14 protein-coding genes are annotated in these 15,256 nt (G+C 60.3%); 11 read left to right on the top strand and 3 right to left on the bottom strand.

Annotated features, from left to right (window positions below; genetic code table 11):
- Nucleotides 1-600: 600 nt before the first annotated feature.
- Both ICA15_RS05140 and ICA15_RS05135 read right to left on the bottom strand, forming a co-directional pair.
- Entirely contained in the window at nt 601-2,076 is a 1,476-nt protein-coding gene (locus ICA15_RS05140) for an inorganic phosphate transporter (protein ID WP_150604918.1), read from the bottom strand.
- A gap of 370 nt (nt 2,077-2,446) precedes the next feature.
- The gene (locus ICA15_RS05135; RefSeq protein WP_008080067.1) at nt 2,447-2,647 is read right to left on the bottom strand and encodes a hypothetical protein; all 201 of its coding nucleotides are present in this window, start codon (nt 2,645-2,647) and stop codon (nt 2,447-2,449) included.
- Between the two features lie 650 nt (nt 2,648-3,297).
- Here ICA15_RS05135 and pcaR point away from each other — a divergent pair.
- The 11 genes from pcaR (at nt 3,298) to pcaC (ending at nt 14,254) form a co-directional block, all read left to right on the top strand.
- Nucleotides 3,298-4,140 carry a pca regulon transcriptional regulator PcaR gene (gene pcaR / locus ICA15_RS05130; protein WP_042558002.1) on the top strand — a complete coding sequence of 281 codons (843 nt, stop codon included), beginning with the start codon at nt 3,298-3,300 and terminating at the stop codon, nt 4,138-4,140.
- Nucleotides 4,141-4,434: 294 nt separating this feature from the next.
- Nucleotides 4,435-5,781 carry an MFS transporter gene (locus ICA15_RS05125; RefSeq protein WP_210553806.1) on the top strand — a complete coding sequence of 449 codons (1,347 nt, stop codon included), beginning with the start codon at nt 4,435-4,437 and terminating at the stop codon, nt 5,779-5,781.
- A 253-nt stretch (nt 5,782-6,034) separates the two neighbouring features.
- On the top strand, nt 6,035-6,892 hold the full coding sequence (locus ICA15_RS05120) for a CoA transferase subunit A (RefSeq protein ID WP_047300031.1): 858 nt from the start codon (nt 6,035-6,037) through the stop codon (nt 6,890-6,892).
- Nucleotides 6,892-7,671 carry a CoA-transferase subunit beta gene (locus ICA15_RS05115; protein ID WP_150617612.1) on the top strand — a complete coding sequence of 260 codons (780 nt, stop codon included), beginning with the start codon at nt 6,892-6,894 and terminating at the stop codon, nt 7,669-7,671. Before ICA15_RS05120 ends, ICA15_RS05115 begins: the two co-directional genes overlap by 1 nt.
- Entirely contained in the window at nt 7,668-8,873 is a 1,206-nt protein-coding gene (gene pcaF / locus ICA15_RS05110; RefSeq protein WP_210553805.1) for a 3-oxoadipyl-CoA thiolase, read from the top strand. The genes ICA15_RS05115 and pcaF overlap by 4 nt, the downstream gene beginning before the upstream one ends.
- 35 nt (nt 8,874-8,908) lie before the next feature.
- Entirely contained in the window at nt 8,909-9,613 is a 705-nt protein-coding gene (gene pcaH / locus ICA15_RS05105; RefSeq protein ID WP_150604914.1) for a protocatechuate 3,4-dioxygenase subunit beta, read from the top strand.
- 1 nt (nt 9,614) lies between these two features.
- Complete coding sequence (gene pcaG, locus ICA15_RS05100; protein WP_150617614.1) at nt 9,615-10,181, top strand: protocatechuate 3,4-dioxygenase subunit alpha; 567 nt, start codon at nt 9,615-9,617, stop codon at nt 10,179-10,181.
- A 160-nt stretch (nt 10,182-10,341) separates the two neighbouring features.
- Entirely contained in the window at nt 10,342-11,637 is a 1,296-nt protein-coding gene (locus tag ICA15_RS05095) for an MFS family transporter (protein ID WP_150617615.1), read from the top strand.
- A 46-nt stretch (nt 11,638-11,683) separates the two neighbouring features.
- Nucleotides 11,684-13,048, top strand: a complete 1,365-nt coding sequence (locus ICA15_RS05090; protein ID WP_210553804.1) for a 3-carboxy-cis,cis-muconate cycloisomerase — start codon at nt 11,684-11,686, stop codon at nt 13,046-13,048.
- Nucleotides 13,049-13,059: 11 nt separating this feature from the next.
- Nucleotides 13,060-13,851 (top strand): 3-oxoadipate enol-lactonase, encoded by a 792-nt coding sequence (pcaD, locus tag ICA15_RS05085; protein ID WP_210553803.1) that lies wholly within the window; start codon nt 13,060-13,062, stop codon nt 13,849-13,851.
- Between the two features lie 10 nt (nt 13,852-13,861).
- Entirely contained in the window at nt 13,862-14,254 is a 393-nt protein-coding gene (pcaC, locus tag ICA15_RS05080) for a 4-carboxymuconolactone decarboxylase (protein ID WP_210553802.1), read from the top strand.
- Nucleotides 14,255-14,349: 95 nt separating this feature from the next.
- Here pcaC and ICA15_RS05075 read toward each other — a convergent pair whose 3' ends face one another.
- On the bottom strand, nt 14,350-15,156 hold the full coding sequence (locus ICA15_RS05075) for a methyltransferase domain-containing protein (RefSeq protein WP_210553801.1): 807 nt from the start codon (nt 15,154-15,156) through the stop codon (nt 14,350-14,352).
- Nucleotides 15,157-15,256: the final 100 nt, after the last annotated feature.

Below are 15,256 nucleotides of genomic sequence, written 5' to 3'. Positions count from 1 at the left end.
GCTCATTGTGTTGATTGGTGGAAGAGCGATGCGGTCGGCTTTGGTTTTGTGGTGGATTTGCCCCTCATCGGAACGCCGCCCGCCCAGCCCTCTCCCGAGGGAGAGGGGGCCGATTTTTGGGCTTTTCAAAATCCGTGTTCGACTCGGTATTGCACGTCGGTGTACTTCTCCCAATCACCTCAATCATTCCCCTCTCCCTCTGGGAGAGGGCTAGGGTGAGGGGCTCTTGATCTGGCCTTTGCTCTTGATCTGGCTTTTGATTTGTTGCCCCTTCGGCAGGCCGAGCGAAGGTGTTCATCCGGGGGTTAGGCGCGTAGCGCCGTGCGGCGAAGCCGCACACATCGAGAGGAGGTGCAGCGCAGCAAACCGTAGGCGATGCCCCCGGATGGACGCCGTAGCGAGGGAACACTGAGCCTCAGCGAAGTGCCGTACGCCGGGGCAAAGCCTTTTGGGTTACCTTTTCGGCGTTTGGAAAAGGTGACTCGCTGTAAGAGCGAAACCGCCAGCGGCAACCCCCGCAGCAACGGATATACCCCCAATCCCCAAACCAAAAAAGGCGCGACTCTTTCGAATCGCGCCTTTTTCATTTCCAGCTATCTATCAGCTACCCAGCGCCTTGGACGCCAGCCAGAACAACCCGGCCGACAGTGCCACGGTCGCCGGCAAGGTCAGTACCCACGCCAGAAGAATGGTGCGAACCGTCCCGCCTTGCAGGCCGCTCTTGTTGGCAACCATGGTACCGGCCACGCCCGAGGAGAGGACGTGAGTGGTGGACACCGGCAGGCTGAAGATGTTGGCCATACCGATCAGGGTCGCGGTAGTGATCTGCGCCGACATGCCTTGCGAGTAAGTCATGCCTTGCTTGCCTATCTTCTCGCCGATGGTCAGTACTACGCGTTTCCAGCCGACCATGGTGCCCAGGCCCAGGGCCAGAGCGACCGCCAGAATCACCCAGAACGGGGCGTATTCGGTGGTGGTGGTCAGGTCTTTGCGCAGTTTGTCGAGGTCAGCCTTTTCGCGTGGTTCCAGGCCAGGCAACTTGCCGACTTTCTTCGCAGTGTCGTCCAGGCACAGCAGGTAGCGACGGACTTCAATACGGCTGTCCGAAGACAGCGAGTGATAGTCCGCAACACCTTTAAGGGTGTGCAGCAGGGCAGTGATGGTCGGTTCGGTCTGCTGCGGGTTGCAGCGGAATTTCTCCGGCAGGTCGCCTTCTACGCTCTTGCCCAGGGCCAGGAATTCACCGAGGGATTCGGAATTGCGCTGGTAGAACTGGCTCAGGTGCAGGGTTGCGTCGCGGGTACGTTCGATCTGGTAGGTGGTGCTGTTCAGGTCGAGGACGAACTGCGCAGGTACGATACCGATCAGCACCAGCATGATCAGGCCGATGCCTTTTTGACCATCGTTGGAGCCGTGCACGAAGCTTACGGCCATGGCCGAGATCACCAGAACCAGACGGTTCCAGAACGGTGGGTGCTTCTTGTCGTCGAGTTTACGGCGCTGTTCCGGCGTCTTGTGCATCTTCGACAGCGGGCGCCACCATTTCAGACCGATCAGCACCAGCGCCGCGATCAGGAAACCGGCCATTGGCGAGAACACCAGCGAGGCGCCGATGTCGATCGCCTTCTGCCAGTTCACACCATCGGCCAACGGAATGTCGTTGATCAGGGCGTTGGCCAGGCCGACACCGAGGATCGAACCGATCAGGGTGTGCGAGCTGGACGCCGGGATACCGAAGTACCAGGTGCCAAGGTTCCAGGCGATTGCCGCGGCGAGCAACGAGAACACCATCGCCAGGCCATGGCCGGTGTTCACATTGATCAGCAGCTCAACCGGCAGCAAATGGACAATGGCATACGCCACGCCAACGCCACCCAGCAGAACGCCGAGGAAGTTGAACACGCCGGAAAAGAACACCGCCAGGTGCGGCGGCATGGCTTTGGTGTAGATAACAGTGGCTACCGCGTTAGCGGTGTCATGAAATCCATTGATGAACTCGAAGGCGAGGACGAATGTCAGGGCGAGCAGGAGGCTCACAAGCACCCAAGCATCCAGTCCGCTGAATAAATCGATCATGAAGGTTTTCTGACCCGGTCGTAAGGGGGCGCGATTATGCCAGAAAAGTCTCGAAATCGATGCCCTACCTGCTCATCAGTAACACTCTTATTCGAATTAATTTGTTGCAGCGCATTAAAACCAAGCGGCGCGCAGGGTCTTTCAAGTTACTGATTTTATTGGGGAAGGCCAATGATGGCAGGGTTTTTTACCCATAAAACAAGGGCTCATACGCTTGTCTGAAATATAAATGAAACCTGTAAGAAGCTTCCTATCACCCTGTAGGACGGGCAATGGCTGCTGCCCGCGGATAGCGGGCGCACAGGGCATCATCGTCACACCGCGCTTGTAAACGGTGCGCACTGACCCTCGGATATCAAAACCGGTTGGCTCATGGCTCTTCGGCTTTGAGTTCCTTTTCGATCTTTTCGATTTCCTGCTTGAAGACCTGATCCTGAACGGTGGGGCGCTTACGCCACGCCTTGCGTTCGGGTTCGGGCTGAGCGGCGTAGGTGGTGACTTCCCCGCCGTAAACTTCCTTGTAACGTTGTTCCTGGCGCTCAAGTTCCGCGCGCAGTTCGTCTTTCGTCACAGTGCTACCTGTATGAGTTGAGATAAATGTCTGGTGAAACGCACTGCAACGAATCGATTGAGCGAATCTACCGAAGGCCAACACCTGAGCAGGCGTTGCTGGGATCGGCAAGACGATCAAGACTTGCTTGTAGCAGGCGGCTACGGCACCAGATTAAAACTGACGCAGCATCAGTTTCCAGTTTCAGCGAGCGTTGGCGTTACATTGACTATAAGTGCCAGGCGCTGGCCGGGGCCGACAGCGATGGACATCGCGTCAGCGGGTGGCGACCTCGGTATTGCAAAACGGGGTCCCACTGAGGTGCATTATAGCGGTCGATTCGGGAATGACTATCTTTGCCAAGTTAAAAACGGTTCTGGATGTGTGATTGTTTTGTTACTCGCAACTTTTATCGGTAGTTGAACTGCGCACAGACCGTTATTTACGAAGTGATCTGTTTTTGGCGTCATTTAGTCGGTCAACTAAGACGCTGACTCCGTGGTCCGTCGAAGTTCAGTAGACGTCGAGAGGGATAGGGTTATCCGCCGCGTGACCGATTGCGATAATCGGTCGGCGGTTCGATAATCGCCCAATCTTCGCGCCGCCACCCTTGTGCATACCGCCGCGAGCCGATTGTATAGCCATCGATCCGAGCCGGATAAGGACCTGAAATGAACGATCAAATGCGCAACTCCTTCACTTCCGTGGCACCGCCGATCGTCGCCTCGCCGGCCAAACGCATTCAGGCGCTGACGGGGGATCCGGATTTCATGACCTCGCTGGCCCGAGGCCTGGCGGTGGTTCAGGCATTTCAGGAGCGCAAACGGCACCTGACCATCGCCCAGATCAGCCACCGAACGGAAATTCCCCGCGCTGCCGTGCGGCGTTGCCTACACACCTTGATCAAACTCGGCTACGCCACCACGGACGGTCGCACCTACTCGTTGCTGCCCAAAGTGCTGACCCTCGGCCACGCTTATCTGTCGTCGACGCCGCTGGCCGTGTCCGCCCAGCCGTACCTCGACCGCATGAGCGAGCAACTGCACGAAGCCTGCAACATGGCCACGCTGGAGGGCGACGACATTCTTTACATCGCCCGTTCGGCGACCACCCAGCGTTTGATCTCGGTGGATCTGTCGGTAGGCGGGCGCCTGCCGGCGTATTGCACGTCGATGGGGCGGATTTTGCTGGCGGCGCTGGACGACACGTCGTTGGGTGAATATCTCGACCACGCTGAACTCGTTGCCAAGACCAGTCGCACGATTCACACCCCGGACGCCTTGCTCGAATGCTTGCAGCAAGTGCGGCAGCAGGGCTGGTGCATTGTCGATCAGGAACTGGAACAAGGCCTGCGCTCGATTGCCGTGCCGGTCTATGACGCCTCCGGCCAAGTGGTGGCAGCGCTCAACGTCAGCACCCACGCCGGTCGCGTCAGCCGCACCGAGCTGGAACAGCGCTTTCTGCCGGGCCTGCTCAGCGCCAGTCGCGACCTCAGCGCGCAACTGTTTGCCTGATGAAGCTGTTCGATAAACGCACAGTGTTGCGTTTATCGAATTGACGCTAAAACCCTTGGATCATTAATGTCGCGGCAGCGTCATCCGGCGCCGATGTGAATGAGCTCGCCGGACTGCCGACCCCCATAATAATGACAAGAGGCAACTCACCATGCGCATGCTCCCCGACTGTCTCCGCTCTGATCGCTGTTGCCGGATTCAACGCAACGCCTGATCCCGACCTTCTATTCTTGTGCCTGTGCCGCTCTCTGGCCGGCCGCCGTTCGACTGCGTTTTTTGCGTGGAATAAAAATAATGAACCAGCCTCAGTCCGCTGTGGGTAACTGCCTCGATGTGCAGACCTTCATCAATGCTCAACCAATCTCGCGCTATCAATGGCGAGTGGTAATCCTGTGTTTCCTGATTGTGTTCCTAGATGGCCTCGACACTGCGGCGATGGGCTTTATTGCCCCGGCGTTGTCGCAGGATTGGGGCATCGACCGCGCCAGCCTCGGCCCGGTGATGAGCGCCGCGTTGATCGGCATGGTCTTCGGCGCACTCGGTTCCGGGCCTTTGGCTGACCGCTTCGGGCGCAAAGTCGTGCTGGTCGGGGCGGTATTTCTGTTCGGCGCGTTTAGCCTGGCCTCGGCTTACGCCACCAACATCGAAGAGCTCCTAGTCCTGCGTTTCCTCACCGGGTTGGGTCTGGGCGCCGGTATGCCCAACGCCACTACGCTGCTCTCGGAGTACACCCCGGAGCGCAAGAAGTCGCTGTTGGTGACCAGCATGTTCTGCGGCTTCAACCTCGGCATGGCCGGTGGCGGGTTCATTTCGGCGAAGCTGATCCCGGCGTTCGGCTGGCATAGCCTGTTGCTGATCGGCGGGATTCTGCCGCTGATTCTCACCGTGGTGCTGGTGTTCTGGCTGCCGGAATCGGCGCGCTATCTGGTGGTGCGCAACCGTGGCACTGACAAGGTGCGCAAGACGCTGGCGCCGATTGATCCGGTTACCGTCGCCCAGGCCTCGAGCTTCAGCGTGCCGGAACAGAAAACCGTCAAGGCACGCAACGTGTTCGCGGTGATCTTCTCCGGCACCTACAGCACCGGCACCTTATTGTTGTGGCTGACCTATTTCATGGGCCTGGTGATCGTCTATCTGCTGACCAGTTGGCTGCCGACGCTGATGCGTGACAGCGGCGCGAGCATGGAGCAGGCAGCGTTCATCGGTGCGTTGTTCCAGTTTGGCGGGGTGTTGAGCGCGGTCGGCGTAGGCTGGGCGATGGATCGGTTCAATCCGCACAAGGTCATCGGCACTTTCTACCTGCTGGCCGGGGTGTTTGCCTACGCGGTGGGGCAGAGCCTGGGCAACATCACGCTGCTGGCGACGTTGGTGCTGGTGGCGGGGATGTGCGTCAACGGCGCGCAATCGGCAATGCCGTCACTGGCGGCGCGGTTTTATCCGACCCAGGGTCGGGCGACCGGTGTGTCGTGGATGCTCGGGATCGGCCGTTTTGGCGCGATTCTCGGGGCGTGGATGGGCGCGACGTTGCTGGGGCTGGGCTGGAATTTTGAGCAGGTGTTGACGGCGTTGGTAATTCCGGCGGCGTTGGCGACTGCTGCTGTCGTGATCAAGGGCGTGGTCAGTCATGCGGATGCCACCTGACAGGTTGGTGTGAAGCGAAAAGATCGCAGCTCCTGCATTGGGAATGCGTACCCCTGTAGGAGCTGCCGAAGGCTGCAATCTTTTGCAGGCAACACAGAACGATAGGCTGGCAACAATCTGTTCGATAAACGAACACTCAGTCGATTATCGGATTGTTTGGTGTTTTTCACAGGCTTAATCTTCAGTGACTCCGGCGCTGAACCTCGCGCCTTTTTATCACTGGCGATCCACTACAAAAACGGGAGCCCGCTCCATGGCTGAGATCCTTTCGCTGCACGACGCGGTGAAGCAGTTCGTCAACGACGGCGATACCGTCGCGCTCGAAGGCTTCACTCACCTGATCCCTACGGCGGCGGGTCATGAAATCATTCGTCAGGGCAAGAAAGATCTGACGCTGGTGCGGATGACGCCTGACTTGATCTATGACCAACTGATCGGCGCAGGTTGCGCGCGCAAACTGATTTTCTCCTGGGGCGGTAACCCGGGTGTGGGTTCGCTGCACCGTCTGCGCGACGCGGTCGAGAAGCAATGGCCGCAGCCGCTGGAAATCGAAGAACACAGCCACGCCGACCTGGCCAATGCCTACGTAGCTGGCGCTTCCGGCCTACCGTTCGCCGTGCTGCGCGCCTACGCCGGTTCCGACTTGCCGAAGGTCAATCCGCTGATCAAGTCCGTCACTTGCCCGTTCACCGGTGAAGTATTGGCGGCGGTGCCATCGGTGCGCCCGGACGTCACGGTGATCCACGCGCAGAAAGCCGACCGCAAAGGCAACGTGCTGCTGTGGGGCATTCTCGGTGTGCAGAAGGAAGCCGCGCTGGCCGCCAAGCGCTGCATTGTCACCGTCGAAGAAATTGTCGATGACCTTAATGCCCCGATGAATTCCTGTGTTCTGCCGACCTGGGCCCTGAGTGCGGTTTGCCACGTACCCGGTGGCGCGCATCCGTCCTACGCCCACGGTTACAACGAGCGCGACAATCGTTTCTATCAGGCGTGGGATCCGATCGCCCGCGACCGTGAGACGTTTACTGCGTGGATCAACGAATACATCCATGGCAGCGCTGATTTCAGCGAATTCCAGGCCAAGTTGGCCGCTGCGTCGGAGGCCAAGTAATGACTTACACCACCAATGAAATGATGACCGTCGCCGCGGCCCGTCGCCTGAAGAACGGCTCGGTGTGTTTCGTCGGCATCGGCCTGCCATCCAAAGCCGCCAACCTCGCACGCCTGACCTCGTCGCCAGACGTGGTGCTGATCTACGAATCGGGCCCGATTGGCGCCAAGCCAAGCGTGCTGCCGCTGTCCATCGGTGACGGCGAACTGGCGGAAACCGCTGACACCGTGGTGCCGACCGGTGAGATTTTTCGCTATTGGTTGCAGGGTGGACGCATCGACGTCGGTTTTCTTGGCGCGGCGCAGGTCGACCGTTTCGGCAACATCAACACCACCGTGGTCGGCGACTACCACGCGCCGAAAGTGAGGCTGCCGGGTGCCGGTGGCGCGCCGGAGATTGCCGGTTCGGCGAAGAGCGTACTGATCATCCTCAAACAGTCGGCGCGCTCGTTTGTCGACAAGCTCGATTTCATCACCTCGGTCGGTCATGGTGAGGGCGGTGATTCGCGCAAGCGCTTGGGCCTGCCGGGCGCTGGTCCGGTCGGCATCATCACCGACCTGTGCATCATGGAGCCGGAAGAGGGCACCCATGAGTTCGTGGTCACCGCGCTGCATCCCGGCGTGACCCGCGAGCAAGTGGTCGCCGCCACCGGTTGGGCCATCCGTTTTGCCGACAGCGTCGACACCACCGCCGAACCGAGCGAAGTCGAACTGACCGCGCTGCGCGATCTCGAAGCGCGCACCGCGGCGGCCCACGGTCAGGCACCAGGAGAAGCATGATGCGTGACGTTTATATCTGCGACGCGATTCGCACCCCCATTGGCCGTTTCGGTGGTGGTCTGGCCACCGTGCGCGCCGACGATCTGGCCGCCGTGCCGATCAAGGCGTTGATGGAACGCAATCCATCGGTGGACTGGACCGCAATCGACGAGGTGTTCCTCGGTTGCGCCAACCAGGCCGGCGAAGACAACCGCAACGTCGCGCGCATGGCGTTGCTGCTGGCGGGCCTGCCGGAAACCGTGCCGGGCGTGACCCTCAATCGCCTCTGCGCTTCGGGCATGGATGCAATTGGTACGGCGTTCCGTGCTATCGCCAGCGGCGAGATGGAACTGGCGATTGCCGGCGGCGTCGAGTCGATGTCCCGCGCGCCGTTTGTGATGGGCAAGGCTGACGCGGCGTTTTCGCGCAACATGAAACTGGAAGACACCACCATCGGCTGGCGTTTTATCAACCCGTTGATGAAGGCGCAGTACGGCGTCGATGCGATGCCGCAGACTGCCGACAACGTCGCCGATGACTATGAAATTTCCCGCGAGGATCAGGACGCTTTCGCCCTGCGCAGTCAGCAACGTACTGCGGCCGCGCAGGCTGCCGGCTACTTCGCCGAAGAAATCGTCGAGGTGCGGATTGCGCACAAGAAGGGCGAAACCGTGGTCAGCCAGGATGAACATCCGCGTGCCGACACCACGATTGAAGCCCTGAGCAAACTGAAACCGGTCAACGGCCCGGAAAAAACCGTCACCGCCGGCAATGCCTCCGGGGTTAACGACGGCGCGGCCGCGCTGATTCTGGCCTCGGCTGACGCGGTGAAAAAACACGGTTTGACTGCCCGCGCCAAAGTGCTCGGCATGGCCAGTGCCGGGGTAGCGCCCCGTGTAATGGGCATCGGTCCGGTGCCGGCGGTGCGCAAACTTATCGAGCGCCTTGGTGTGGCGGTCAGTGATTTTGATGTGATCGAACTCAATGAAGCCTTCGCCAGCCAAGGTCTGGCAGTGCTGCGTGAGTTAGGGCTGGCGGACGATGCCGCGCAGGTCAACCCGAACGGCGGCGCGATTGCCTTGGGGCACCCGTTGGGCATGAGCGGTGCACGGCTGGTGCTGACCGCCCTGCATCAGTTGGAAAAGACTGGTGGCAAGAAAGGTCTGGCGACCATGTGCGTCGGAGTCGGCCAAGGTCTGGCCCTGGCCATCGAACGCGTCTGACGCAGCCGTGACGAAGAAGAACAGAGGAAAGCGAAATGTCTGACAAGCCTGGTTACCGTCGCCCGCAGGAAGGCACCCAGCCTGAGTACCTGCACCCGGCGTATCAATCCACCAATCTGCGCTCGCCATCGAAGCCGTTGGTGTTTCTGCCGCATTCGCTGTCGGAAATCACCGGTCCGACCATCGGCGCCGAGCGAGTTGCCGAGAAGGACAACGACCTGACCGCCCAACATGAAGCTGAGCCGCAAGGTGAGCGCATCATCGTTCACGGCCGTGTGCTCGACGAAAACGGTTTGCCGGTGCCGGGGATTCTGGTGGAGATCTGGCAGGCCAACGCCGCCGGTCGCTACAACCACAAGCGCGATCTGCACGACGCGCCGCTGGACCCGAACTTCACCGGTACCGGCCGCACCGTGACCGATGCCGACGGCTGGTACCAGTTCCAGACCATCAAGCCCGGCGCCTACCCATGGGGCAACCACCACAATGCCTGGCGCCCGGCGCACATCCACTTTTCGCTGTTCGGGCCGAGCATCCTCACCCGGCTGGTGACGCAGATGTATTTCCCCGGCGATCCGCTGCTGGCCTACGACCCGATCTACAACTGCGTGCCAGACACGTCGGCCAAGGAACGCCTGATCGCCAGTTTCGATCTGGAAAAAACCATTCCGTCCTACGCCCTCGGTTATCGCTGGGACATCGTGCTGCGCGGGCGTGAAGCCACGCCGATGGAGAAATAAGATGACGCTGACTGCGACCACGTCCCACACCGTCGGGCCGTATTACCACATCGGCCTGACCTGGCTGAACCGCGAAAACCTCGCCAATGAACAAACCCTCGGCGAGCGCGTGGCGATCACCGGTCAAGTGGTGGACGGCAACGGCGATGTCGTCAACGACGCCATGCTTGAAGTGTGGCAGGCGAATGCCGCTGGCAAGTACGACCACCCGGAAGACGAGCAGGACAAACCCCTCGATCCGCATTTCGAAGGTTTTGGCCGAGTGCCGGTGGATGCCGAAGGGCGTTTCCGTTTCACCACGATCAAACCGGGTACGGTTGAGGGCCTGAAGGGCTCGACCCAGGCGCCGCATCTGGTGGTACTGGTGTTTGCCCGTGGGTTGGTGAAGCACTTGCTGACGCGGATCTACTTTGAGGGTGAGCCGGCCAACGTTGCTGATCCGCTGCTCGAATGCGTGCCGGCCGAACGTCGTGCGACGTTGCTGGCCAAGCCGGATGCGTCGGGGGTTTATCAGTGGAATGTGATTTTGCAGGGCACTGAGGCCGAGACTGTGTTCTTCGATTATTGAGATCAAGAGCAAAAGATCGCAGCCTTTGGCAGCTCCTACATTTGGAACGTGCTTTCTGTAGGAGCTGCCGAAGGCTGCGATCTTTTGATGTTCCAGCTTGTGGAACGGGACTGTTGCAAAGTGTGTCTAGACTCTCACTGTCCCTATTGAGTAAAAAATAATGACAACCCAGACCTCCCATTACACCGGCGAAGAGCGCAGCAAGCGCATTTTCGCGATTGTCGGCGCTTCGTCCGGCAACCTCGTCGAATGGTTCGACTTCTACGTCTACGCCTTCTGCGCGATCTACTTCGCCCCGGCGTTTTTCCCCTCCGACAATCCCACCGTACAGCTAGTCAACACCGCGGGTGTGTTCGCCGCAGGCTTCCTGATGCGCCCGATTGGCGGCTGGATTTTTGGCCGGGTGGCGGACAAGCACGGCCGCAAGAACTCGATGCTGATCTCGATTCTGATGATGTGCTTCGGTTCGTTGCTCATCGCCTGCCTGCCGACTTACAAGGACATCGGCGTCTGGGCGCCGGTGCTGCTGCTGTTCGCACGTTTGCTGCAGGGCCTGTCGGTTGGCGGCGAGTACGGCACCACCGCGACCTACATGAGCGAAGTTGCGCTCAAGGGCCAGCGCGGGTTTTTTGCCTCGTTCCAGTACGTGACGCTGATCGGCGGACAATTGCTGGCGGTGTCGCTGGTGGTGGTGCTGCAACAGTTCCTCACTGAAGAAGACCTGCGTGCCTACGGCTGGCGGATTCCGTTTGTGGTCGGTGCGGTGGCGGCGCTGATTTCGCTGTTCCTGCGCCGTTCGCTGAAAGAAACCACCAGCAAGGAAATGCGCGAGAACAAGGACGCCGGCAGCATCCGCGCGCTGTTCCGCGATCACAAAGCCGCGTTCATCACCGTGCTCGGTTACACCGCTGGCGGTTCGCTGATTTTCTACACCTTCACCACGTACATGCAGAAATACCTGGTGAACACCGCCGGCATGCACGCCAAGACCGCGAGCTACATCATGACCGGTGCGCTCTTCCTTTATATGTGCATGCAGCCGCTGTTCGGCATGCTCGCCGACAAGATCGGCCGACGCAGTTCGATGCTCTGGTTCGGCGCCCTCGGTACATTGTTCACCGTGCCGATCCTGCTCAGCCTGAAAAGTGTCAGCAGTCCGTTCCTGGCGTTCCTGCTGATAACCGTGGCGCTGGCCATCGTCAGTTTCTACACCTCGATCAGTGGTCTGGTGAAAGCCGAAATGTTCCCGCCGGAAGTCCGCGCCCTCGGCGTCGGCCTGGCGTATGCGGTGGCGAACGCGATCTTCGGTGGTTCGGCGGAATTCGTCGCGCTAAGCCTCAAGGCTGGCGGTATGGAAAACGTCTTCTACTGGTACGTTACGGCGATGATGGCAGTGGCTTTCCTGTTCAGTCTGCGCTTGCCGAAGCAGGCGAAATATTTGCACCACGATCTGTAAACCCATTTGCGCGGGCCGCGATGGCCCGCGCCGGCAAGGACTGTTTATGACTCAGCGACCGGGCAATCAACTGTTCGATGCCTACTTCACCGCCCGCGATATGCGCGAAGTGTTCTGTGATCAGGGCCGTGTGCAGGCGATGCTCGACGTCGAAGCGGCGCTGGCCCGGGCCGAGGCGCGGGTGGGGTTGATTCCGGCAAGCGCTGTGGCGCCCATTGAAAGCGCCTGTCGCGCCGATTTGTATGACTTCGCAGCGCTGGGCGAGGCGATTGCCACGGCGGGCAATTCGGCGATTCCACTGGTCAAGGCGTTGGGCAAGCAGATTGCCGCAACCGACGCCGAGGCCGAGCGTTATGTGCATTTGGGCGCGACCAGTCAGGATGTGATGGATACCGGACTGGTCCTGCAATTGCGCCAGGCGCTGGATCTTATCGAAAGCGATCTGGCGCAACTGGCCGATGCTCTTGCTGCGCAGGCTCAGCGCCACTCGGCAACGCCGATGGCCGGGCGCACCTGGTTGCAACACGCGACACCGGTGACTCTGGGCATGAAAATCGCCGGATGGCTCGGCGCCGTGACCCGCAGCCGCCAGCGTTTGCGCGAGCTGAAACCCCGTTTGCTGGTGCTGCAATTCGGCGGAGCCTCGGGCACCCTCGCGGCATTGGGCGAGCAGGCATTGCCGATTGCCCAGGCGTTGGCCGAAGAACTGCAACTGACCTTGCCGGAACAGCCGTGGCACACCCAGCGTGATCGCGTGGTGGAGTTTGGCGCGGTACTTGGTTTGATCGCCGGCAGCCTCGGCAAACTTGGCCGGGACATCAGTCTGTTGATGCAGACCGAGGCGGCGGAGGTTTTCGAGCCGTCGGCACCGGGCAAGGGCGGCTCTTCGACCATGCCGCACAAGCGCAATCCGGTCGGCGCCGCCGTGTTGATCGGCGCGGCGACGCGTGTGCCGGGGCTGGTGTCGACGCTGTTTAGCGCGATGCCGCAGGAGCACGAGCGGAGTCTGGGTCTGTGGCATGCCGAATGGGAAACCTTGCCGGAAATCTGCTGCCTCGTCTCGGGCTCACTGCAACAGGCGCGCCTGTTGGCGGATGGCCTGGAGGTAGACGCTGCACGCATGGCGCGCAACCTCGACCTGACCCAAGGGCTGGTGCTGGCCGAAGCGGTGAGCATCGTGCTCGCACAACGGGTTGGCCGCGACACCGCGCATCACTTGCTCGAACAATGCTGCAAACGTGCCGTGGCCGAACAGCGTCACTTGCGCGCGGTGCTCGGTGACGAGCCACAGGTCACTGCGCAATTGAGCAGCGCTGAACTGGATCATCTTTTGAACCCCGCCCATTACCTCGGTCAGGCTCAGGTCTGGGTCGAGCGTGCGGTGGCCGAACACAACGCTTTGACTGTCTGAAGGAGAGGGCTGTGGCTTTCGTTCAACTCGCCGATGGCGAACTGCACTATCAAATTGAAGGCCCGGTCGATGCGCCGGTGCTGGTGCTGTCCAACTCGCTGGGCACCGACCTGCACATGTGGGACGTGCAGATGCCGGCATTTACCGAGCACTTTCGCGTGCTGCGTTTCGACACCCGCGGGCACGGCAAGTCGTTGGTGACGCCGGGGCCGTACAGCATCGAGCAACTGGGTCACGACGTGCTCGGGCTGCTGGATGCGCTGCACATCGAGCGCGCGTATTTCTGCGGACTGTCGATGGGCGGGTTGATCGGTCAGTGGCTGGGGATCAATGCCGGGCATCGGCTGCACAAACTGATCGTGTGCAACACGGCAGCGAAAATCGGCGATCCGTCGGTGTGGAATCCGCGCATTGAAACCGTCCTGCGTGACGGTGCGGCAGCAATGGTTGCGCTGCGCGATGCGTCGATTGCCCGTTGGTTTACCCCAGACTTTTCCCAAGCCCATCCGGCGGCGGCCAAGCAGATTACCGACATGCTCGCGGCGACTTCGCCAGAAGGTTATGCGGCCAATTGCGCGGCGGTGCGTGATGCCGATTTCCGGGAACAACTGGCCTCCATCAACGTGCCGCTGCTGGTGATCGCCGGCACTGAAGACGCTGTGACGCCACCGTCCGGTGGCCACTTCATCCAAGAGCATGTGCGCGGTGCCGAGTACGCCGAGTTCTACGCAGCGCACCTTTCAAACGTGCAGGCAGGTATAGCTTTCAGCGATCGCGTGTTGGCTTTTTTAAAGGCTCAGTGAGGAAGTTTTTGTGGACGAGAAACAACGTTACGACGAAGGCATGCAGGTCCGCCGCGCGGTGTTGGGCGACGCGCATGTCGATCGCAGCCTGACCACCCTGACCGAGTTCAATTCGGAATTTCAGGAGATGATCACCCGCCACGCCTGGGGCGACATCTGGACCCGCCCGGGCTTGCCTCGGCATACCCGCAGCCTGATCACCATCGCGATGCTGATCGGCATGAACCGCGAGGGCGAACTGAAACTGCACCTGCGCGCGGCGGCCAATAACGGCGTGAGCCGGAGCGAGATCAAGGAAGTGATCATGCAGAGCGCGATCTACTGCGGGATTCCGGCGGCGAACGCGACGTTTCATCTGGCCGAAGCGGTGTGGGATGAGCTGGGTGTTGAATCCCGGGAGTAATTGTCGGGTTTGAAAAGATCGCAGCCTTCGGCAGCTCCTACAGGGGATTGCATTGCAGATTGTAGGAGCTGCCGAAGGCTGCGATCTTTTGACTTTCAGACTGTGGCCACAATGAATATTCGCTTGAACGGAAACAACGTATGCCCATTCCGCTCCTGCGGATAATGCGCATGCACCCGCATCAGAAAGTGGTAAATGAAGCGCGCCTGTTCCGCTGAATCCAGCGACTGCATCACCGGCCGCAGCGCCGAAACTTTTATCCAGTCATACACCGGCGATTTGCCGTCCACCACTTGCAATTGCTCGGTCTCCCAGATGTCCAGCGACGTGGTCAGCGGTGCGAGCAAGCGGTAGTAATCCTCAAGTGACAACAACGGCCGCGCTGCCATGCGCTGGCGCAGTTGCGGTGTGCCCAGTGGCGTGTTGCCAGGGCCGGCATCGTCGAGGGTGTCTAGCATCAGTCGATACCACAATGCATCGCGCCAGTCCGGCATGTGCGCCGCCAGGCAACCTCCATAATTGAGCTGACCCAGCAGGTTCGGCAGTAACGTTTCATGGCCGTTGATGAAATGCAGAACCGCCGCTGCGAACAGCAGGTCAGCAGGTTGTTTGGGTCGCCAGTCGAGCAGATCGCAGTGCTGCCACGATGCGTTGATCGGCAAGCAACGCGCCTGTTCGAGCATTTGCGCGGAGCTGTCGACCCCGTGCAATCGGGCTTGCGGCCAACGCTCAGCCAACAACTGCGTGGCAATGCCCGTGCCGCAACCAAGGTCGTAAATATGCTGGGGTTTTGCCAGGTCGATTCGGTCGAGCAGTTCATTGACCGGCCGTTGCCTGAGACGGGAAAACTGCTGGTATGCCTTGGCGTTCCAGTCAGGTGCTGCGTTGAGTCGAGCGATCATGAGGTGGTCCTCCGGTGATCAGCAGTGTCTTCCGTGACAACCTGGCTCAAGTCTTGGGAGGACCAACTACAACAGCAACGGAAGCGGGGAGGGTTGTTTG

The sequence above is a fragment of the Pseudomonas sp. P116 genome, from assembly GCF_020149425.1.
Taxonomy (GTDB): Bacteria; Pseudomonadota; Gammaproteobacteria; order Pseudomonadales; family Pseudomonadaceae; genus Aquipseudomonas; species Aquipseudomonas anatoliensis.
This window is presented reverse-complemented; position numbering and strand designations above follow the sequence as displayed.

Coding starts and splice junctions, on each gene's coding strand:
- ICA15_RS05140 (WP_150604918.1), bottom strand. CDS start 2,076: ATGATCGATTTATTCAGCGGACTGGATGCTTGGGTGCTTGTGAGCCTC.
- pcaR (WP_042558002.1), top strand. CDS start 3,298: ATGAACGATCAAATGCGCAACTCCTTCACTTCCGTGGCACCGCCGATC.
- ICA15_RS05125 (WP_210553806.1), top strand. CDS start 4,435: ATGAACCAGCCTCAGTCCGCTGTGGGTAACTGCCTCGATGTGCAGACC.
- ICA15_RS05120 (WP_047300031.1), top strand. CDS start 6,035: ATGGCTGAGATCCTTTCGCTGCACGACGCGGTGAAGCAGTTCGTCAAC.
- ICA15_RS05115 (WP_150617612.1), top strand. CDS start 6,892: ATGACTTACACCACCAATGAAATGATGACCGTCGCCGCGGCCCGTCGC.
- pcaF (WP_210553805.1), top strand. CDS start 7,668: ATGATGCGTGACGTTTATATCTGCGACGCGATTCGCACCCCCATTGGC.
- pcaH (WP_150604914.1), top strand. CDS start 8,909: ATGTCTGACAAGCCTGGTTACCGTCGCCCGCAGGAAGGCACCCAGCCT.
- pcaG (WP_150617614.1), top strand. CDS start 9,615: ATGACGCTGACTGCGACCACGTCCCACACCGTCGGGCCGTATTACCAC.
- ICA15_RS05095 (WP_150617615.1), top strand. CDS start 10,342: ATGACAACCCAGACCTCCCATTACACCGGCGAAGAGCGCAGCAAGCGC.
- ICA15_RS05090 (WP_210553804.1), top strand. CDS start 11,684: ATGACTCAGCGACCGGGCAATCAACTGTTCGATGCCTACTTCACCGCC.
- ICA15_RS05075 (WP_210553801.1), bottom strand. CDS start 15,156: ATGATCGCTCGACTCAACGCAGCACCTGACTGGAACGCCAAGGCATAC.